The sequence below is a fragment of the Streptomyces sp. NRRL S-244 genome (assembly GCF_000717915.1).
Lineage (GTDB): Bacteria > Actinomycetota > Actinomycetes > Streptomycetales > Streptomycetaceae > Streptomyces.
Window position 1 is genome coordinate 407,155 of sequence record NZ_JOCX01000003.1, and the last position, 18,355, is coordinate 425,509.

At 74.5% G+C, this 18,355-nt stretch carries 17 protein-coding genes; 8 read left to right on the top strand and 9 right to left on the bottom strand.

Features of this window, described 5'->3' with window-relative positions; all coding sequences use genetic code 11:
* Positions 1 to 3 precede the first annotated feature (3 nt).
* Complete coding sequence (locus tag IF02_RS0105785; protein WP_030154164.1) at positions 4 to 354, top strand: hypothetical protein; 351 nt, start codon at positions 4 to 6, stop codon at positions 352 to 354.
* 65 nt (positions 355 to 419) lie between these two features.
* Here the strand turns inward: IF02_RS0105785 and IF02_RS0105790 are convergent, their stop codons facing one another.
* Positions 420 to 1,049 (bottom strand): isochorismatase family protein, encoded by a 630-nt coding sequence (locus IF02_RS0105790; RefSeq protein WP_051695848.1) that lies wholly within the window; start codon positions 1,047 to 1,049, stop codon positions 420 to 422.
* 71 nt (positions 1,050 to 1,120) lie between these two features.
* On the bottom strand, positions 1,121 to 2,101 hold the full coding sequence (locus tag IF02_RS0105795; protein ID WP_030154166.1) for a GlxA family transcriptional regulator: 981 nt from the start codon (positions 2,099 to 2,101) through the stop codon (positions 1,121 to 1,123).
* Positions 2,102 to 2,268: 167 nt separating this feature from the next.
* On the opposite strand from IF02_RS0105795, the gene IF02_RS0105800 reads away from it, so the two are divergent.
* From IF02_RS0105800 to IF02_RS0105815, 4 genes are all read left to right on the top strand, one after another.
* Positions 2,269 to 2,961, top strand: coding sequence for a DUF4389 domain-containing protein (locus tag IF02_RS0105800; protein ID WP_037835533.1), 693 nt, complete (start codon positions 2,269 to 2,271; stop codon positions 2,959 to 2,961).
* A 124-nt stretch (positions 2,962 to 3,085) separates the two neighbouring features.
* Positions 3,086 to 3,721, top strand: a complete 636-nt coding sequence (locus IF02_RS0105805) for a metal ABC transporter ATP-binding protein (protein WP_030154168.1) — start codon at positions 3,086 to 3,088, stop codon at positions 3,719 to 3,721.
* On the top strand, positions 3,718 to 4,584 hold the full coding sequence (locus IF02_RS0105810) for a metal ABC transporter permease (RefSeq protein ID WP_030154169.1): 867 nt from the start codon (positions 3,718 to 3,720) through the stop codon (positions 4,582 to 4,584). The genes IF02_RS0105805 and IF02_RS0105810 overlap by 4 nt, the downstream gene beginning before the upstream one ends.
* On the top strand, positions 4,542 to 5,354 hold the full coding sequence (locus tag IF02_RS0105815; RefSeq protein WP_030154170.1) for a metal ABC transporter solute-binding protein, Zn/Mn family: 813 nt from the start codon (positions 4,542 to 4,544) through the stop codon (positions 5,352 to 5,354). The genes IF02_RS0105810 and IF02_RS0105815 overlap by 43 nt, the downstream gene beginning before the upstream one ends.
* An 88-nt stretch (positions 5,355 to 5,442) precedes the next feature.
* Here IF02_RS0105815 and IF02_RS0105820 read toward each other — a convergent pair whose 3' ends face one another.
* Together IF02_RS0105820 and IF02_RS0105825 are read right to left on the bottom strand one after the other, a co-directional pair.
* The gene (locus IF02_RS0105820) at positions 5,443 to 7,161 is read right to left on the bottom strand and encodes a class I adenylate-forming enzyme family protein (protein WP_051695851.1); all 1,719 of its coding nucleotides are present in this window, start codon (positions 7,159 to 7,161) and stop codon (positions 5,443 to 5,445) included.
* On the bottom strand, positions 7,158 to 9,008 hold the full coding sequence (locus IF02_RS0105825) for a CoA transferase (RefSeq protein ID WP_030154172.1): 1,851 nt from the start codon (positions 9,006 to 9,008) through the stop codon (positions 7,158 to 7,160). The genes IF02_RS0105820 and IF02_RS0105825 overlap by 4 nt, the downstream gene beginning before the upstream one ends.
* A 181-nt stretch (positions 9,009 to 9,189) precedes the next feature.
* Here IF02_RS0105825 and IF02_RS0105830 point away from each other — a divergent pair, with 181 nt between their 5' ends.
* A complete protein-coding gene (locus tag IF02_RS0105830; protein WP_267880908.1) occupies positions 9,190 to 10,326 on the top strand; it encodes an acyl-CoA dehydrogenase family protein in 1,137 nt (378 codons plus the stop codon).
* 5 nt (positions 10,327 to 10,331) lie between these two features.
* Here the strand turns inward: IF02_RS0105830 and IF02_RS0105835 are convergent, their stop codons facing one another.
* On the bottom strand, positions 10,332 to 11,393 hold the full coding sequence (locus tag IF02_RS0105835) for a sugar ABC transporter permease (RefSeq protein WP_324603754.1): 1,062 nt from the start codon (positions 11,391 to 11,393) through the stop codon (positions 10,332 to 10,334).
* The gene (locus tag IF02_RS0105840) at positions 11,390 to 12,523 is read right to left on the bottom strand and encodes an MFS transporter (protein ID WP_106977228.1); all 1,134 of its coding nucleotides are present in this window, start codon (positions 12,521 to 12,523) and stop codon (positions 11,390 to 11,392) included. The genes IF02_RS0105835 and IF02_RS0105840 overlap by 4 nt, the downstream gene beginning before the upstream one ends.
* Before the next feature lie 251 nt (positions 12,524 to 12,774).
* On the opposite strand from IF02_RS0105840, the gene IF02_RS0105845 reads away from it, so the two are divergent.
* Together IF02_RS0105845 and IF02_RS0105850 are read left to right on the top strand one after the other, a co-directional pair.
* Positions 12,775 to 13,449 (top strand): hypothetical protein, encoded by a 675-nt coding sequence (locus IF02_RS0105845; RefSeq protein WP_030154176.1) that lies wholly within the window; start codon positions 12,775 to 12,777, stop codon positions 13,447 to 13,449.
* A gap of 168 nt (positions 13,450 to 13,617) precedes the next feature.
* On the top strand, positions 13,618 to 14,283 hold the full coding sequence (locus tag IF02_RS0105850) for a sigma-70 family RNA polymerase sigma factor (RefSeq protein WP_078621896.1): 666 nt from the start codon (positions 13,618 to 13,620) through the stop codon (positions 14,281 to 14,283).
* Positions 14,284 to 14,344: 61 nt separating this feature from the next.
* On the opposite strand, the gene IF02_RS0105855 is transcribed toward IF02_RS0105850, so the two are convergent.
* From IF02_RS0105855 to IF02_RS0105865, 3 genes are all read right to left on the bottom strand, one after another.
* Positions 14,345 to 15,919 carry a hypothetical protein gene (locus IF02_RS0105855; protein ID WP_234318100.1) on the bottom strand — a complete coding sequence of 525 codons (1,575 nt, stop codon included), beginning with the start codon at positions 15,917 to 15,919 and terminating at the stop codon, positions 14,345 to 14,347.
* 80 nt (positions 15,920 to 15,999) lie between these two features.
* Positions 16,000 to 17,448, bottom strand: a complete 1,449-nt coding sequence (locus tag IF02_RS0105860; protein WP_030154179.1) for a serine/threonine-protein kinase — start codon at positions 17,446 to 17,448, stop codon at positions 16,000 to 16,002.
* An 8-nt stretch (positions 17,449 to 17,456) separates the two neighbouring features.
* Positions 17,457 to 18,287: a hypothetical protein gene (locus tag IF02_RS0105865; protein WP_030154180.1), complete on the bottom strand. Its 831-nt coding sequence runs from the start codon at positions 18,285 to 18,287 to the stop codon at positions 17,457 to 17,459.
* Positions 18,288 to 18,355 lie beyond the last annotated feature (68 nt).

The window sequence follows — 18,355 nt, forward strand, 5'->3', positions numbered from 1 at the left end:
GCCATGTCCCAGAGCCGGCGTATCGGCGTCATCACCGCGGCCGCAGCTCTGCTGCTGACCGCCACCGCCTGCTCGGGCCTGGGCCGGAGCACCGTCGGCATGCTGACGTTCCGCAGCCACGACTCGCCGGCGGAGCTGAGTTACTCGAACACCTCGGTGAACGGATGTCACAGGATCGCCCTCCCGAAGGGCGCCACCCACGTGGAGAACAACACCCTCGTCGACGTCGTGCTGTACAGGACGGCGGACTGCAGCACGCCCTTGGGGAACGAAGGCATCTACGTCGCCACCACGCTCTCGAACGTCACGGCCCCGGTCAGCCTCCCCTGGCGCAGCTTCAGCGTCATCCACTGACCCGGGATCCACGCCTCGGGAGGCCCCGGACCGACCGGTTCGGGGCTCTCCCGCGTTCCGGGGCGTCAGGCCGGGAGGGACTCGACCGTGGGGGCCACCGGGGCGAAGAGGTCGGCGATCGTGGTGAGGCTCGCCGACTGGAGGGTGGCGGCGGGGATCAGCGTGCCGTCGGGCGCCGTGAGGGTGCGCGTCGCGGTGGCCTCGGCGACGACGGTCGGGCGGTAGCCCAGGTTGAAGGCTCCCTGGGCCGTGAACGTGACGCACATGTGCGTCATGAACCCGGCGATCACCAGGTCGGGTCCGGCGCCCAGCTCCCCCAGGGTCTTCTCCAGCTCCGTGGCGTGGAAGGCGTTCGGGAACTGCTTGACCACGACCGGTTCGCCCTCGCGCGGCGCGACCTCGGCGCTGATGGCCCCGATCTCGGCCCGGATGTCGTACGGGGTTCCCTCGCCGCCGTCGTTGACGACGTGCACGACCGGCGTGCCGGCGGCGCGGGCCGCGGCCAGCAGGCGGGCGCCCGCCGCCAGGGCCGGTTCGGCGCCGTCCAGGGCCATCACACCGGAGCGGTAGGTGTTCTGGAAGTCGACCATGATCAGGACGGACTCGGCCAGGCGGGGCAGGGTGCCGGGCAGGCCGATGACATCGCGCAGGGTCTTGGGCGCGTTGGATGCGTTGGATGCGGTGGGTGCAGACATGGTGAAGGCGTCCTTCTCTTGGGAAATGGGCACGGCGAAGCCGTCGCCCGGCGTTCGATCGCGCCGGGCGGTCAGTGGGCGGTGCGGAAGCGGCGGCGGTATGCGGCCGGGGTCGTCGCGATCTGCTTGCGGAAGGCCCGGTGCAGGGTTTCCACCGAGCCCAGGCCCGCCGCCGCGGCGACCTGTTCCAGCGGCTGGTCGGTGGTCTCCAGCAGCCGGCGGGCGGCTTCCACCCGTACGGCCTCCACGTAGGCGGCGGGGCTGGTGCCCAGCTCCTTGCGGAACGTACGGGCGAAATGGCGCTCGCTCAGGCTCATCCGGGCCGCGAGCGCGGCCGCCGACAGGTCCGCGCCGAGGTGTTCGGTGATGTGGGCGCGCAGGGCGTCGATGTCCCTGCGGGAGGCCGCCGGGCGGCTGAGCGGCACGCTGAACTGGCTCTGGCCGCCCTGCCGCTTGAGGTACATGACCAGCTGCCTGGCCACCGCGAGGGCCAGTTCCTCGCCGTGGTCCTCGGCCACCAGAGCCAGCGTCAGGTCCATGCAGGCGCTGATCCCCGCCCCGGTCCACACCCGGCCGGACCGGACGAAGATCGGGTCCGGGTCGACCTCGACCCGCGGGTGCTCGGCGGCCAGTTGGCCGGCAGTGGACCAGTGGGTGGTGGCCCGGCGCCCGTCCAGCAGGCCGGCCGCCGCCAGCAGGTGGGCGCCGACGCACACCGAGGCCACGCGCCCTGCGTGCGGGGCGGTGGCGGCGATCCACCGCACCACCGCCTCGTCCACACGCGCGACCGGGCCTTCCCCCGCGAGTTCGACGGCGCCGGGCACCACGAGGGTGTCCACGGCGGCGCCGACCTCGGCGAAGGTGAGGTCGGTGACCAGCCGGACGCCGGCCGAGGTGGTGACCTGGCCGCCGTCCGGGCCCGCCAGGCGTACGTCGTACAGCCGACGCCCGGCCTCCCGGCTCGCGAGGGCGAAGACCTCGGCGGGGCCGGTGACGTCGAGCAGGTCGACGTCGGGGAAGACCGCGATCACGACGCGGTGGGGCGTGGACATGTGTCCATCCTGGCCGGACGGGCAGATGTCCGCAATGACGGTTGTCTGTCACATCCGGACACCACACCCCGTGGGCGCCGACTGGAGCCCGCCGCGTGCGGCGCGGATGATGGAGGGGCACAAGGTCCGGGGCCCGACGACGCCGGACACGGGACGGTGACGCAATCATGTCCGCGAACGCTTCCTACCACCGCTCGGTCAGGGTGAACGCCGACCTCGACAGCCCGCTGTCGCGCTGGCTCTGGCTGGTGAAGTGGATCCTCGCGATCCCCCACTACATCGTGCTGTTCTTCCTCTGGATCGCCTTCCTCGTGGTCAGCGTGATCGCCTTCTTCGCGATCCTGTTCACCGAGCGCTACCCGCGCGGCCTGTTCGACTTCAACGTCGGCGTGCTCCGCTGGTCGTGGCGGGTCTCGTTCTACGCGTACGGCGCCCTCGGCACCGACCGGTACCCGCCCTTCAGCCTGGGCCCGGAGCCCGGCTACCCGGCACGCCTGGAGATCGCCTACCCGGAGCGCCTGTCCCGGCCGCTGGTCCTGGTGAAGTGGTGGCTGCTGGCCATCCCGCACTACCTGATCATCGCCTTCTTCATCGGCGGCGGCATGCGCCACGGCTGGTGCGGAGGCGGCGGTCTGATCGCGCTGCTGACCCTGATCGCGGCGGTGGCGCTCGCCTTCACGGCGACGTACCCGCGTGGCCTGTTCGACCTGATCGTGGGGCTGCACCGGTGGGTGCTGCGCGTCGCCGCGTACGCCGCGCTGATGACGGACGAGTACCCGCCGTTCCGGCTCGACCAGGGCGGCACCGACCCGGCACCCGCCCCGGCCTCGGACCCGGCGCCCTCGCCCGATCTGACCTGATCCGACCTGTCCTGACCCGAACCGGAGCGGATCCGCCGCCCGCCGCCGGAACCGGGACCGCTCCGCGTCCGACCAACTCCGCGTGCCGGGAGCCACCCGGCACCGGACGACGGGAGGGCGCCGGATGGGCGGACTGGACGTACGCATGCGGGGGGTCGCCTGCCGCCACGGCCGGGTCGAGGCGGTCGCCGACGTGGACCTGGAGATCGCGGCGGGCGAGCGCGTCGCGCTGACCGGGACCAACGGCTCGGGCAAGACCACGCTGCTGCGCGCGGTCCTGGGGCTGCACCGCCAGGTGTCCGGGAGCATCCTGGTCGGCGGCCGCGGCACCGGCTCGGCCGCGGAATGGGCCTGGCGGCGGCGCTCCTGCGCCTGGATCCCGCAGAAGCCGGCGGCCGGCCGGTTCCCGCTCCTCGGGGACGAGCTGCTGGCCAGCGGCGGCGCACCGGCCGAAGCGGCCGAAGCGGCACGGAAACTGGGCGTCGGCGCACTGCTCGGCAGGCCGCTGCACACGCTGTCCGGCGGGCAGTTGCAGCGGATGTACCTGGCCCGGGCGATCGGAGCCGTGGCGGCGGGGGCCGAGGTGCTCCTCGCCGACGAGCCGACCGCCGCGCTCGATTTCGGCGGCCAGGAGGAGGCGGCCGACGTACTGGCAGCCCTGCCGGTGACCCTCGTCGTGGTGACGCACGACCGGGCGCTCGCGCAGCGCTGTGACCGCGTACTGGAGATGGCCGCGGGCCGGCTGCGGGAGGTCGCGTGATCCTCGCGGGCGCCGACCTCGGCGAACTGCTCCAGCTGGTCCCCGTACAGCGGGCGGGCTTCGCCCTGCTCCTGGCGGCGATCGGCCTGCCGGTGATCGGCGTGGTCATCGTCGGGCTCGACATCATGCCGGTGCGCTTCGCGATGATGCACGTCGCCCTGCTGGGCATCGCGGTCGGGCTGCTGACCGGGCTCGATCCGATGCTGTGCGCGCTCGTCGCCTGCGCCCTGGCCGGGGCCGGGGTGGCACCGCTCGCCCGTACCCCGGACGGGCTGTCCGGGGCGATGGGCCTGCTGATGAGCCTGGCCATCGCGGCCGCGCTGCTCGTCCTGGCCGTGTCGGGGGTCAACGCCTCCGGTGCGTTCGCCCTGCTGTGGGGTTCGATCCTGTCCGTGGGCACCGCCGACCTCGTGGTGCTCGGCGCGCTGGCGATCCTCGTACCGGGGCTGTTCTGGTGGCGGCGGCGCGATGTGGCCCTGCTGCTGTACGACCGTGAGCTGGCCCAGTGTTCGGGCGTCCCGGTCCAGGCGCTGACCGTCGTACTGCTGGTCCTGGTCGCGGTGGCGGTCGCCGGCGCGATCAAGCTCACCGGCGCACTGCTCGTCGACGCCCTCACCCTGCTGCCGGCACTCGCGGCACGCCGCCTGGGCACCTCGCTGCGGTCCATCACCCTGTGGGCGGTCGGCATCGGGGTGGCCGTGAACCTGACCGGGTTCCTCGTCGCCCTGCGGCTCGACTGGCCGCCGGGGCCCGTCCTCGTCCTCACCGCGGGGGCGCTCGTCCTCGCGGTCCATCTCATCCCCGAACGGAGCATCAGCACATGGCGCGCACCCGCGTCCGATTCGCATCCCTCCTCGCACTGACCGCGGCACTGACGGCCCTCGTCACCGGCTGCGGCAACGGCAATACCGGCACCTCCTCGAAGGGCGGCACGCCCGGCGACCACGGCGGGAAACCGGTCGTCGTGGTCACCACCACCTGGGAGGGCGCCTTCGCCAAGGCCGCCGGCGCCGAGGACGTCAAGGTGATCGTGCCGCAGTCGGTGCACCACGCCCCGGACTACGACCCCAAGCCCTCCGACCTCGCCGCCGTGGGCAAGGCCGACTTCGTGCTCTACGCGCCTTTCGAGCCGTACGCGGCGAAGATCAAGGAGGCGGCCGGCTCGAAGGCCGAACTGGTCGAGGTGAACCTCGACAACGACGCCGACAAGGTCAAGACCGAAGTGGCCAAGCTGGGCAAGCTGTTCGGCACCGAGGAAGCCGCCGCGCGGTGGACGGCGTCGTTCGACGCCGAGTACGCGAAGCTGTCGAAGGACGTCCAGGGTTCCTGGCCGGGCGGCAAGAGCCCGGCGGTCGTCAGCCAGGTGTTCACCACCTGGTCCGCGAAGCTGGCCGGGGCAGCGCCCGTCGGGACGTACGGCCCCGAGGCGGTCACCCCGGCGCAACTCGCCGAACTCTCCGGGAAGAAGCCCGCCCTGGTCCTGGACAACGCCCACATGTCGACCGGGACCGTCCTGCCCGATTCGGGCGCCCGGCAGATCGAGATCGTCAACTACCCGGGCGAGGATCTGGACTTGCTGCCCGTCTACCGCAACGCGGCGGCCGAGTTGAAGAAGGCCGCCGGCACTTCCTGACGCGCGTACGGAACACAGGGAGGGGGAGGGCAACTCCGGTTGCCCTCCCCCTCCCTGGTGTCCCCGGCGCCGCGGGTCCGCCCGCGCGTCAGCCCGCGTGGGCGAGGGGAGGGGCAGGAGCAGGGGCAGGGGCGGCCGACGTGGGGGCGGGGCGCGCGGGCTGCGCCAGCCGCTCGCGCAGGGCGGCGCGGTCGGGCTTGCCGGCCGGCGTGAGCGGGAGTTCCGCGAGCACCAGCAGCCGCTCGGGGTGCTTGCGCTGTTCGAGCCCGCGGCGGGTGAGGTGCTCGCCGAGCGAGTCCAGCGTGGGGGCCTGGGGGCCGCGCGGTACGACGCAGGCCGCCAGGCGCTCGCCCATCAGCCGGTCCGGGATGCCGACGCACACCACGTCCCGTACCCGGGGATGCGAGGCGAGCTCCCGCTCGACCTCGGCGGGGCTGATGTTGGCCCCGCCTCGGATCACGATGTCCTTGAGGCGGCCGACGAGGTGCAGGACCCCGTCCCGGTCGATCAGGCCGAGGTCTCCCGTACGGACCCAGCCCTCGGGGGTGCGGTAGCGGGCGTCCAGCTCCGGGGAGGCCACGTAGCACATCGGGGTCATGGGACCGCGGGCGATGATCTCGCCGATCTCGCCGTCCGGGAGCTGCTCGTGCGTGTCGGGGTCGGTGATGTGGATGTCCGCGACCCGGGGGTCGGGGCGGCCGGCCACCACTCCCGTGGCGTTCGCCTCGGCCTCCGTGACCTCCTCGCCGAGCCCGGTGTGGCAGTTGACCCCGTCGGCCGAGCCGTAGAGGTTGACGACCGGGCAGCCGAAGGCGCGGGCGGCGTCCTCGGCCGTGGTCTCGTCCAGGGCCGAGCCGCCGAGGACCAGCGCGGTGGGCGCGGGCAGTTCGCCCGCGCCGGGGTCGGGGCCTTCCAGCCGGTCCAGCATCATGCGGACCATCGTCGGGACGCCGAGGATGTGCGTCGGCCGGTGCTCGCGTACGGCGGCGAGGGCGGCCTCCGGGGTGAAGTGCTCGAGCAGGATCAGCGTTCCGCCGTGCCGGGCGAGCGTGACGGCGGTGCCGTTGGACCCGAACGCGGACCCGAGCGGCACGAGGAACAGGCAGCGCGGCGGGGTCCCTTCGGGCATGAGCGAGGCGAGGAAGTTGCCCCGGCCCCCGGCGAGCGCGTTGTGGGAGTACGCGACCATCTTCGGCTCCGCCTCCGAGCCGGAGGAGACGAGGATGCGGGCGGCGCTGTCGGGGTCGGGCCGGGCGGGCACGAACGCGGCCGGGTCGGAGCGCAGCAGTCCGGAGAGCGGAATCGTTCCTTCGGGCTCACTGCCGACCCGCCCGGCGGCGATGACGTGGCGCAGCTCCGGCAGGGCCGGGACCAGGGCCCGCAGCTCGGCGGCAGGCCGGCTGCCCCGGTGTTCGACGGGGGCGATGACCGCGACGGCCTCCGCCCTGCGCAGCAGGGCTTGTGCCTCCAGGCTCCCCCGGCCGACCGGGAAGGGCAGCGCCACCGCGCCTACGGCGGCCAGGGCCAGATCGGCGATGACCGCGCCCCGGCCGTTGGGGAGTTGGACGCCGACGACCTCGCCGGGGCGTATGCCGAGGCCGGCGAGGCCGGCGGCCAGACATCGCACCTTGCGGTCCAGCGCGGTGTAGCAGAGCTTGCCCTTGGCGTCGACGACGGCGGTGGCGTGCAGGTCGGCGATCTGCCGGGCCCGGAACAGGCTGTAGAGGTCGAGGTCGGGGCAGATCCCGTCGGCCGCCCAGCCGCGGCGGAGGCCGGCGGGCAGCAGGTCGTGCAGGGCGACGGTCATAGGAAGCTCCAGGGGTCGGGAACGGCGGGGGCACCGTGCGCGTCGCGGCTGATCGAGCCGGGGAAGCGCGGGTCGTGGTGCAGGTCGGCCGGATCGGCGGTGACGGCGGTCGCGGACAGCCCGTGGCCGCGCAGCTGCGCCAGGGCCTCCGCGGTGGGCAGTTCGCGCAGGTCGTACGAGGCGGCCGCGGGCGCGCAGGTGTCGGTGGGGGCGATCCAGCCGTCCGCGGTGCGCAGCGGCCGCCGGAAGCCGGCCGGCCGGCGCGGGTCCTCCCCGCGCCGCGCCCGGCGCAGGGCCGGGGCGGTGAGCGCGTCGGCGGCTCCGAGCAGCGAGGAGTCGACGCGGACGCCCGCTCCACCGCTCCGCTCGCGCAGGAGCAGCCCCGCCAGTACGGCCTCGGCGCCCAGGAGTCCGCCCAGCACGTCGAGCAGGGTCATCAGCGAGGGCGCGGGTGCCTCGTCCTGCGGGCGGGCGGCTTCGCCGACGCCGGTGCGGGCCTGGACCATGAAGTCCGTGCCCATCGGGGCGCCGGGGATCCGGCCCGCCCAGCCGCCCGTGTAGGTGTAGACGAGCCCGGGGTTGACGGCGGCCAGATGGACGGAGTCGAGTCCCAGAGCGGCCGCCTTGCCGGGGGCCCAGTTGTGCAGGAAGACGTCGGCGTCGGCGGCCATCTCGCGCAGTCGGCGCCGGCCGGCGGCGGACTTGATGTCCAGCTCGACGGCCCGCTTGCCGCGGTTCAGCGCGAGCCAGCGGGCGGAGATCCCGGAGCAGGCGGGCGGCATTCCGCGCAGCGGGTCTCCGCCCGGGGGCTCGATCCGGACGACATCGGCGCCGAGGAGGCCCAGCAGGTGGGCGGCGAGGGGGGCCTGGATCCGGCGGCCCGCTTCGAGCACGGTCAGCCCTGCCAGCGGCCGGGCGGGGTCGGGGCCCGCGGGGTCGTGGTGCGTGGCGCGGGGCCGGTGGCCGAATCCGTACGGGGCCAGGGTCCAGGGCGCGGCGCCGTCGTGTTCGGCCGCGCGCTCGGCGAGGGTCCGCAGTCGGCAGACCTCGGCGCCGGAGGCCGCGGCCGCCGCCTCGATCCGCCGCCAGGAGTGCGTACGGGCCGTGCCGTGCAGGGCCGTCGGGAAGGGTGCGCAGGCGGTGGCGTACCGGAACTGGAACGGCCGCCACCCGGCTCGCACGGCGTCGAAGGGAGCCTCCAGGGCCCGCCAGAACGCGGCCCAGGCACCCGGGTCGAGGGTCTCGAGCTCGAAGAGGATTCCGTCGGCTGACGTGAACGGCGGCCCGCCGGGGGCCAGTTCGGCGGCCTCACCCTCGTCGGCCCCGGCCGCGGCGAGGTACTGGGAGACCGCCAGCAGCCCGGCCCGGTCGGCGCTCGTGGCCACCCCGGTGGCCCGACCGCCCCTGGCCTGGGCCAGCAGCCCGGCGAGCAGCCCCTGTACGGCGAGCACGCCCGTGGCGATGGCGGCGTAGTCCACGGCCAGGCCGCGGGGCGCGCCGTCGCGCCGCCCGTGCACGGCCATGATGCCGGTGGCCGCCTGGACGGTGGCCTCGTCGGTCATACCGCTCGCCCGGTGCGCCGACCAGCGGACGGTCGCGTCCTGCCGGTCGAAGCCGCTGCCGGACAGGGCGATGTGCGCCGTACGGCCGTCATGAGGGCCGCCACTGGGGCCGCCATGGGGGCCGTCACGGGGTTCGACCGGCTCCGGTCTCGCTCCCGTTTCCACTCTCGCGCCGAGGAGCTCGAGGTGCTCCAGGGCCGGGCCGGTCAGCCCGGGCGGTCCCGAGGCGGCGAGGTGCAGTCCTTCGAGCGGCCGGACCGTGCGGGTGAGGGCTGGTGAAGCCATGCCTCTCCTCTTCTCGGATGTGCGCGTCGCGGGAACCGGGTCGGGTGCGCACCCGACCAGTTCCTCGGGGAGGCAGTCGGACTGTCGTTCCCACGGGTTCCCGGCATGTTGGAGGAAAGTGGTGCAGAGCCACGGAGACACCGATCGCGTCCATCCCGAACTCCGTTCTGGAGATGGGCAGTTGAGGGATCGGGTCGCGGACTTCATCCGGAGCCGGGTCATGCCCTGCGAGCCCGTGCTCGACGCGGGCGGCCCGCACGCCGCGGCGACCCTGCGGGAGTTGCAGGCCCAGGCGAAGCAGGAGGGCCTCTGGGCACTGCCGCTCCCCGCCGAACTCGGCGGCCAGGGCCTCCCCTTCGCGCGCTACGCGCTGCTCGCCGAGGCCGAAGGGGCGAGCGACCACGGTCCGGCGGCGCTCGGCTCCGCGCCCCTGCTCGACGCGACCATGCTGTGGAAGCACGGCGGCGACCAGGTTCGCGACCGGTACCCCGGGCGGCTGGCCGCCGGGGAGCTGCGCGCCTGCTACGCCATGACGGAACCGGACACCCCGGGCACCGATCCGTTCGGTACCGCGACCCGCGCCGAGGAGCAGCCCGACGGCAGTTGGCGCGTCAGCGGCCGCAAGTGGTTCGTCTCGGGAGCGGCCGGCGCCGGTCTGGTGACCGTCCTCGCCCGGACCGACGGGGAGCCGGGGGACCGCGAGGGCCTGTCCCTCCTGCTGGTCGCCACCGACTCCCCCGGTTTCCGCGTCGTACGCGAACTGCCCGTGTTCGGAGCCTGCGGCCAGTGGGAGATCGACTTCGACCAGGTCGGGGTGGACGCCGACCACCTCCTCGGCCGGCGCGGACAGGCCCTGGCCATCGCCGCCGAACGGCTCCAGCTGGGACGCACCCTGCGCTGTCTGCGCTGGCTCGGCCAGGCCCAGCGCGCCTTCGACCTCATGTGCGCACGCGCCAACTCCCGTACGGGATCACGCGGTCCGCTGGCCGGCCACCAGCTCGTCCAGCAGCACGTCTTCGAGGCGCTGCTCGCGCTGCGCACCACCCGCCCCCTGGTCCACGAGGCCGCGGCGAAGATCGCCGCCGGCCTGGACGCTCACGTGGAGGTGGGGCTGGCCAAGGTCGCCGCGGCCCGGATGCTCCAGCAGGTCGCGGACGCGGCCATCCAGGTCCACGGCGCGGCCGGGCTCGGCCCCGACACCCCGCTGCCGGCGCTCTTCCGCACCGGCCGAGCGGCCCGCATCCTCGACGGCCCGGACGAGCTCCACATCACCTCGGTGGCCCGCCGGGTGCTCCGTGCATACGAGTACGAGGAGTAGGGCCCCTAGACCTCCCCGACCTCGACCAGCCCGGTCAGCGCCGCCAGTCCGAGCGCCAGGAAGAAGTCGCCCCACACCAGCTCGTGCCGTACCGCGACGCCCTTCCCGGCGTCGTAGCAGCCGTCCAGCAGCATGCCCCGGGTCAGGTGCTCGCCCACCAGGCGCTCCAGGATCGCGGCGGCCCGGTACGCGTACTGCGCCGCGGCCGGGCAGCCCGGCACCCGGGCGAGTTTCAGCAGCGCGACGGCCGCGATGGCGGCGGCGGAGGTGTCCAGGGGGCCGGCGGGCCGCGCCTCGTCCGCCAGGGGGACGAACGGGGTGCAGGGCCGCGTCCACGCGTCGGCCAGCCGCTGCGCCGCCGCCTCCAGCCGGTCCGGGGCGCTGCGGGCGACCTCGGGGCGGTGCAGGGCGTCGGCCACCGCCAGGAGCAGCCAGGCGCTGCCCCGGCTCCAGCCGGGCGAAGGTTCCCCGCATGCCCGCCAGCCCGCTTCGGCGTCGAACTCCCAGGCCGGTACGGTGCGTCCGCCCGCGCCGAGGCAGAGGTCGAGATGCCGGTGGAGGTGGGAGGCGGCGGCCCGTTCGCCCTCCGGGCCCCCCGCGGCGAGCAGCGCCACCATGCCGGGTACGCCGTCGACCCGGGCCAGCAGCCGGGGGCCGCCGAAGGCCGACCCCCAGGGCACCAGCCCGAGTTCAGGGTCCAGCGCGGCCAGCGCGGCCTTGGCCGCCCGGGTCCGCAGCTTCCGCGCCCCGGCGTCGGCGCCGGCGAGGGCCGTCCCGTACCAGAGGATCAGCCCGCGCGTCGCGGTGTCGGCCTCGACCCAGTCGGCCAGCCGTGCCGTGCACGCGGCGGCGGCCGCCCGGTCGTCCGCGTCCCCGGTGTGCCGGGCCCGCAGCCACAGCAGCCCGGCCCAGAACCCACCGGTCCACGCCCCGCGGCCGGTGGTCGTCCAGCGGCCGGTGTCCGGGTCGGCGTACAGCGGGAACCGGTCGCCGGTCTCGGTACGGGTGGCGGCGGCCCGGTCGAGTACGTCGGCCAGCGCCCGCCCGGCCCAGTTCACCGGGGTCACGCCGGGACCTCCGTACGCGGACCGCGCCGCCGTTCCCGTACGGCCCAGGCCGTCGCGACGGCGGCGGCCGCGCCGAACTCGGCGGCGACCAGCAGCCAGCCCGGCCCGTACCGGCCCGCTTGGGCCAGCAGTCCGAACAGCGGCGGCCCGACCGCGAACCCGGCGAAGAAACCGGCGGCGACGAGCGCGGAGTCCTGGCCGGCCCGGCCCGGGGCGGCCCGCTGCATCACCAGCACCATCGAGACGGCGTTGCCGGACACGGCGAAGACCCCGACGGCGACGGCGGCGACCCAGACGAGCGGCCGCGCGTACAGCGCGGCTGCCAGCAGGCAGGCGGCCAGTACGGCGCCTGCCGCCAGGGCGCCGGGCAGCCACTCGGCCCGACCCGGCCGGGCCGCCTTCGACCAGCCCACCCGGCCGGCGATGCCCGCGACACCGAGGACCGCCACCAGGGCCGCGGCCTCGGTCGGCCCCATGCCGAGTTTCTGGACGCCGAAAAGAGCCACGTACGTATTGACCGAGGCGATTCCGCAGCCCAGGAAGAGGGAGAAGACCGCGAGCCAGGCGATGGCGCCTCGCGGGATGAGCGAAGCGCCCGGCGCCGCGGCCTTCGCCGGCGGATCGGCGGGCAGGGCGCGCTGTGCCCAGAGGGCGGCCAGCGCGGCCGCGGCGGCGGCCGTCCATACGGCGCCCCGCCAGCCGACGCCCCCGGCCAGCGCCGCCAGCGGCAAGCCTGCGGCGAACGCGCCGAGTTGGACCCCGGACTGCTTCATCCCGGTCACCGATCCGCGCCGGGCGGGCGCAACGGCGGCCAGGATCGCCTTGTTGGTCGCCGGATTGGCGAGCGCCTGCGGCAGTCCGCCCAGCGCCACGGCGGCGAGGAGGAACCCCGGGCGGGGCGCTGCGCCGATCAGTGCGAGCGCGGCCGCGGACACCAGCAGCAGGGCGACGAGGGAGCGGCGCGGGCCCGTCCGGTCCACCATGCGGCCGCCCAGCGGCGAGAGCACGGCCGCCGTTCCGAAGCCGATCGTGGTCGTCAGGCCGAGGAGGGTCGGTGAGACCCCCAGTTCGTCCACGAGGCGCGGGCCGAACGCGCCGAGCAGGAACAGCTGGAGCATCGAGAAGGCCATCGCACTCGTGAGCAGCGCCGTCAGCCGGCCGTCCGCGGCCACCTCGGCGGTCTTCTCCGATACCGTCCGCTCCCCCACCACCGACTCCGTTCCGCTGGCCGCCATTTCGGTCCAGGGCAGGAGTCGGAGCGGTGAACCAGTGGGTTCCCGGGCCCTGTTGTGGCGTGCGACACATATGGTTTTGTCCGGTCGTGCCAATTCCCGGCGCCCCTCTGTGGCCGTCTTGAGAGGGGTGCGACGATGAGCCCGCCATGACTCCCGGTCGATGTTGCCGCGCATTCAGGGCCGCGTTGTTCGCGGCCATCTGCGTGCTGCTCGCGTCCCTCGGCCACCTCCTCATGTCGGGGACGACCGTCCCCTGGTGGGCGATGGCAGCAGCCGTGGCGGCCACCGGAGCGGTCGCGTGGTTCCTCGCCGGTCGCGAACGCGGCCTCCTGGCCGTCACCTCCGCGACCGTCGCCGTCCAGGCCGCCCTGCACACCGGGTTCTCGCTGGCCCAGGCAGCGGCCCGCCCGTCGATGGACCGGCCACTGCCGCCCGGCACGGGCGGGCACGCCCACCACGCCGCGCACGCGATGGCCGACGGCGGCATGACCATGCACACGCAGATGCCGATGCCGATGCACATGCCCGCCGGCCACGGCATCGGCTCCACGTCATCGACCGGCATGCTGGCCGCACACCTCCTCGCCGCCCTGCTCTGCGGGCTCTGGCTCGCGTACGGGGAGCAGGGCGCGTTCCGCGTCCTGCGCGCCCTGGCCGGACTGCTGCTCGTACCGCTGCGGTGGGCCTTCCGGCTCCCCGTGCCGGCCGACCGGCCGCGCCCGCGCGTGGGCCCCGACCTCCGCGCCCGGCCGCTGCGCGGGCTGCTCCTCGTCCACGCCATCACCTCACGGGGTCCGCCTCCCGGGACCGCTGTCATCTGACAGCCGGTTCACCGACGCGCGCGACGCCGCTCCGCCGCGCGCCTCGGTCATCGGCCTCGCCGTCCGGCGGGCCGTACCCCTCACCGGCCCGCTCACCGGCCCGCCGCGCCACGCAGTGCGCAGGCGGCGCCGGACCCGGGTCCCGGATTCCCAGAAGGACATCAGGCGATGACCCCTGCCCTGCTTCCCCGTCCGACCGCCGCCGAGACGGCACCCGCACGCCACACCGGCGGCCCGGACGAGTCGACGACCCTGCTGGCGCTCGCCGCGCGCGACGGCGACCCCGACGCGGTGGACCGCTTCGTCCGCGCCCTGCACCACGACGTCCGGCGCTACGTGGCCTACCTCAGCGCCGATCCGCAGTCGGCGGACGATCTGACGCAGGAGACCTTCCTGCGCGCCCTGGGCAGCCTGCACCGCTTCGAAGGCCGCTCCTCCGCCCGTACGTGGCTGCTCTCGATCGCCCGGCGCACGGTCATCGACAGCCTCCGCCACAAGGCGGCCCGCCCCAAGATCTCGGACCGGGACGACTGGCAGACCGCCGCGGAACGGGCCCAGCCGCGCGATCTGCCCGGCTTCGAGGACGGGATCGCCCTCGCGGAGCTGCTGGGAACGATCCCCGCCGAGCGCCGCGAGGTCTTCGTCCTCACCCAGGTCCTGGGGCTCCCGTACGCCGAGGCGGCGAGCGCGCTCGGCTGCCCGATCGGCACGGTCCGCTCCCGCGTCGCGCGCGCCCGCACCTCGCTCGTGGAGCTCCTCACGGACGCCGAAACCGACACGGATGCCGACGCCGGAGCCGAAGCTCCGGCCCTCGCGGGTTCGGCCGCCGCCTGACCCGCGGCTCCGGGGCGGGGCGAACCGGGGCGGGGCGGGGCTTCGAAGCTCCGACCCGGCCCTATCCCCCGCCCTTGAGCCGGCGGATGACCTCGTCGGACACGCGCCGTTGGAGGTCGGCGAGTTGCTCGGGGGTGTACGCGGTGAGGTCGCCCGGGTCCTTGGCGGCGCCGCCCGGGCTCTGGCCCGCCTGTTGCTGTTTCTGTTTCTCCTGTTCCCTGCGCTGGAGTTCCTGCTCCTCCGGCGATCCGGGCGCCGCGTACGCGCACTTGATGAGGGCTCCGTCGGCGGCCTTCAGGCAGGTGGCCTCGCGTCCGCCTACCTGGCCCCGGCCCTCCACCCGGTACCGGATGTTCTGCTCGCTGCCGATCGTGGCGGTCCAGGTGCTGCCGCCGGTCGGCACGACCTCGAACACCTGGTCGTCGTTGTAGCAGCAGACGTCCCGGTACTCGGCCTTGATCAGTGCGACGAGCGCCTTCGGTGACGACCAGGTCGGATCGAGCCGGTGGACGGTCATCGGGGCGAGTCCGCCGCCCTGGTGCCGGGTCGGCACGGTCGACACGGCGACCACCGAGCTGGCCTCCCCCTGCGGGGTGAGGGGGGTGACGTACGCGCTGCGCCCGCTCCCGTCGCGGTACTGGAGGGTGAACTCCGACTCGTTGCCCGCATTGGCCCCGTCCTCGGACGCGTCCCAGCCGCTGCGCTCGAACCACCAGTCGCTGAAGCTGCCGACGGCGGCGGTTCCCTCCCGCTGCCGGGACGCGAGACTGAGCGGATAGGACGGGCCGGGTACCTCGGCCGTATCGGTGGTGATCGTGAGCTTCCCGGTCCGCCCGTCGTAGAGCGCGAGTCCGGCGGGCCGTTCGGTCACCACCAGGATCCCGGTCTGGCGCTTGAGGGGCACGACCACGATCGGGGTGGTGCCCGAACAGGTCACGTACGCGTCGTCGGCGTCGAAGCGCACCCAGCGCTGCCGGGCCGAGATCTGCCGGCCCAGGTTGTGGCCGAACCAGCCGCCGATCCGCGCGTCGGCCTTGTCGATGTCGAACGAACAGCGTTGCTGGTTACGGCTGTTGCCGCCGAGCGGGATGTCCTGCTCCAGGCCGACTTCGTACCCGGAGAGCCAGCCGCGCCGCTCGACGAGGGTCGCGAACCGGTCCGAGTCGGGCAGGTACGTGATGTCGGAGATCTCCCCGGTGACGTCGCCGAGGTGCGGGGCGGCCTGCGCCTTGCCGACCACATAGGGCGCGCGGGCGGCCAGTTCGGGCACCGGCTCGCTCACGATCTGCACGTTCTGCATGTACGCCCGGTCCTGGAGGTACGACCCGTACACCAGCCACCAGATCCCGATGCCCAGCCCGAGGACGGCGCACAGCCATCCGAGGACCACCCCGGCGCTCCCGCCGCCCGCCCCTGAGCCCCTCTTGCGCCGGACGAGCTTCACCGCCAGCCCGGCCAGCAGGAGGAGGGCGACGAGCAGCAGCGGGGCGGCCAGCCAGGACAGGAGCTTGCGGCCCTCCCAGACGATGATCGTGGTGGCGTACGAGGCCCACCAGAAGAACAGCCCCGCGAGAAGAACGGGTATCCCCACCCACAATGCGCGCGCCACCTGCGATGCCCGCGATGCCTGCCCCATGACCGCCCCCCGACGTCAGCCTGCCCAATTCTGTACCGGGCACGGGAAGTTGTCAGCCAGTCGACGGCTTCGGGGCCGGATCACCGGGCGGCGGCAGGGGCCGGACACCTCGGGAGCGGCGGGCGGTCCTTCGTGCGTACGGCCGGCAGCCAGGCGATGGCCCCCGGGTCGGCGCTCGGCAGGTGGACCCGGAACCAGTGCGTGGAGCGCGTGTCCGACTCGTCGATGACCACCTCGCCGCGCAGCAGTTGGCAGTCGGCGTCGAGGACGTCGGCGTGCCAGACCCGGGTCGGCACGACGTTCCCGGCGATGTACGGCCGCATGGGGTCGATGGCCAGGCCCAGACTGCACCGCGGGTCCCGGTCGGTACGCTCCTGGCAGACCTTCTCGGCATTGAACACCCGTACCTGGAGCGGCGGTTCGGCAGTCCCGACCTGCGCGGCTCCATCCCCCTCCCGGCCGGCCTGCCCCGCGTACGACCAGATCGCGGAACCGACCGCGCCGCACGCCGCGAGGGCGAGGAGGGCGATCCGCGTTGTCCGCCGAAGGCGGCGCGTCCGGGTCCGGGCGGCGGTCCGGCCCTCCTGCCGGGCCGCGATGCGCTCCAGCAGGCTCTCGGCGGTGTGCGCGGCCCGCGCGGCATGCGTCGGGGCGAGGCAGTCGGTGGCCAGCACACGCCAGAACTCGGGGACCCCGTTGGCCATGCGCAGGGGCGCGCGCCCCGCCGCGTACTCCTGCACGGCGGCGCCCCGCGCCACCGGCGTGGCGCCGGAGAACAGCGGGGCACCCGAGGCGAACACCTCGTGGATCACGATGCCCAGGGCCCAGATGTCCGCGCTCGGTCGGATCTCCACGCCCAACTCCCCCAGCGGGGCCCGCCAGCGCTCGGGCGGGAGGTAGTCCAGGGTGCCCATCGGGGGCCCGTGACCGTGCGTACCGGTGGTCAGCTCGGCGGCCAGCCCGAAGTCCGAGAGCTTGACCGAACCGTCCTCGCCGATGAGGACGTTCTCGGGCTTGAGGTCGGCGTGCACCCAGCCGGCGCCGTGCAGATGGGCCAGCCCCTCGCAGATCCCGGCGATCAGCCGGGCGCCTTCGGCCTCGCTCACCCCGGCGTCGAGCAGATCGCGCAGGCTGCCCTTCGCCCGCTCCATGACCAGGACGATGGCGCCGTCCAGCGCCGGGTGGTCCGGTGCGCTGAGGACGGTGCTGTCCAGCAGCCGGATGAGCCGCGGATGCCCTGCCCGTACCCCGATCTCGACCTCGCGCCGGGCCGCCTCGGCGACGTTGCGGGCCTGGCGCGGAGCGAGTCCGGAGGTCGGCATGATCTTGAGGGCGACCTCGGCGGGCTCCGTGACCACCGCTCCCTGCCCTCGCCCGCCGGCCGCCCGGCCCGCGTACACGGTGGCCCAACCCCCGGACCCGATCGGCTCGGTGACCACCCACTCGCCCACCCGGTGGCCCACGGGCAGCAGTTCGGTGTGGCTGCTGTCCCACGAGGCCCCGGCACCGCCCGGACCCTGCACCCGCATCACGTCGCCTACCGCCCCCGCGCGCCCGCTTCGGCCCGGGGCGGCAGCAGCGCGAGGTGCTCCTCCCGTACGATGCCGAACTTCAGCGCGAGCCCGACGACCGCGTCCCGCTTGCCGTTGCGGCGGTCCGCGCCACCCGTGCCGCCACCCGCCCCACCGCCCGCACCGGCCTCGGGCGCGGCGCCCGCGACACCGATCCGCAGCTTCTCGTCGGCCAGGTAGTCGATGTGCGAGCTGACCGCGCGTGCCGTCAGCCTGCCGCCGGTGGCATGGCCCCGCAGCCGCTCGACGACCTGCGGGGTGGTGGGCACCGCGACCGGCGACTGGTCGCGCAGCCAGGGTTCGCAGAGCGCGACGAGCACCAGGAAGTACGTGGCCGTCTCGTCCAGGGAGTACGCCGTGACGGTGCGGCTCGCCCAGGAGCCGCCGGTGCCGGGCGGGTCCAGATAGACGTGGTCGGGCGCGAACACCTGGAAGGAGACGGTGGTGCCGCGGCGCGTGGGCAGCACCACCCGGGAGAACTCGAACGGGATGGGCGCCCCGGCTCGCCGCGGCGACACCCGCAGGTACTCGCCGGCCCCCTCCGGGTTCTCCACGAGATAGCTCTGGGTCGTGCTGTGGTTGGTCAGCTGCCAGTGGTCGTCGGTGACCCGGATCTCCCCGGCCAGCCGGGAGATCGCCTCGTCGGCGAGCCGCAGTTCGACCGGGGTCGCCGACGAACCGCGCCCGAACCGCGCGACCTCGCCCGGCCCGAGCCGTAACGTCACCGCGCCACCGCCCGGCTCCCCGTCGGCGCCGCCGCCGCTCCCCTGCGGCAGATGGACGACTATGCCGCTCACCACTCCCCCTGTACGACGCGTGCTGACAAGACGTCGTACAGGGAACGTTACCGGTTGAAAGCCTGACC

Excerpts from the sequence above, each read along its gene's own strand:
- IF02_RS0105785 (WP_030154164.1), top strand. The coding sequence starts at position 4 with ATGTCCCAGAGCCGGCGTATCGGCGTCATCACCGCGGCCGCAGCTCTG.
- IF02_RS0105790 (WP_051695848.1), bottom strand. The coding sequence starts at position 1,049 with ATGTCTGCACCCACCGCATCCAACGCATCCAACGCGCCCAAGACCCTG.
- IF02_RS0105795 (WP_030154166.1), bottom strand. The coding sequence starts at position 2,101 with ATGTCCACGCCCCACCGCGTCGTGATCGCGGTCTTCCCCGACGTCGAC.
- IF02_RS0105800 (WP_037835533.1), top strand. The coding sequence starts at position 2,269 with ATGTCCGCGAACGCTTCCTACCACCGCTCGGTCAGGGTGAACGCCGAC.
- IF02_RS0105805 (WP_030154168.1), top strand. The coding sequence starts at position 3,086 with ATGGGCGGACTGGACGTACGCATGCGGGGGGTCGCCTGCCGCCACGGC.
- IF02_RS0105815 (WP_030154170.1), top strand. The coding sequence starts at position 4,542 with ATGGCGCGCACCCGCGTCCGATTCGCATCCCTCCTCGCACTGACCGCG.
- IF02_RS0105820 (WP_051695851.1), bottom strand. The coding sequence starts at position 7,161 with ATGACCGTCGCCCTGCACGACCTGCTGCCCGCCGGCCTCCGCCGCGGC.
- IF02_RS0105825 (WP_030154172.1), bottom strand. The coding sequence starts at position 9,008 with ATGGCTTCACCAGCCCTCACCCGCACGGTCCGGCCGCTCGAAGGACTG.
- IF02_RS0105840 (WP_106977228.1), bottom strand. The coding sequence starts at position 12,523 with ATGGCCTTCTCGATGCTCCAGCTGTTCCTGCTCGGCGCGTTCGGCCCG.
- IF02_RS0105845 (WP_030154176.1), top strand. The coding sequence starts at position 12,775 with ATGACTCCCGGTCGATGTTGCCGCGCATTCAGGGCCGCGTTGTTCGCG.
- IF02_RS0105850 (WP_078621896.1), top strand. The coding sequence starts at position 13,618 with ATGACCCCTGCCCTGCTTCCCCGTCCGACCGCCGCCGAGACGGCACCC.
- IF02_RS0105855 (WP_234318100.1), bottom strand. The coding sequence starts at position 15,919 with ATGGGGCAGGCATCGCGGGCATCGCAGGTGGCGCGCGCATTGTGGGTG.
- IF02_RS0105860 (WP_030154179.1), bottom strand. The coding sequence starts at position 17,448 with ATGCGGGTGCAGGGTCCGGGCGGTGCCGGGGCCTCGTGGGACAGCAGC.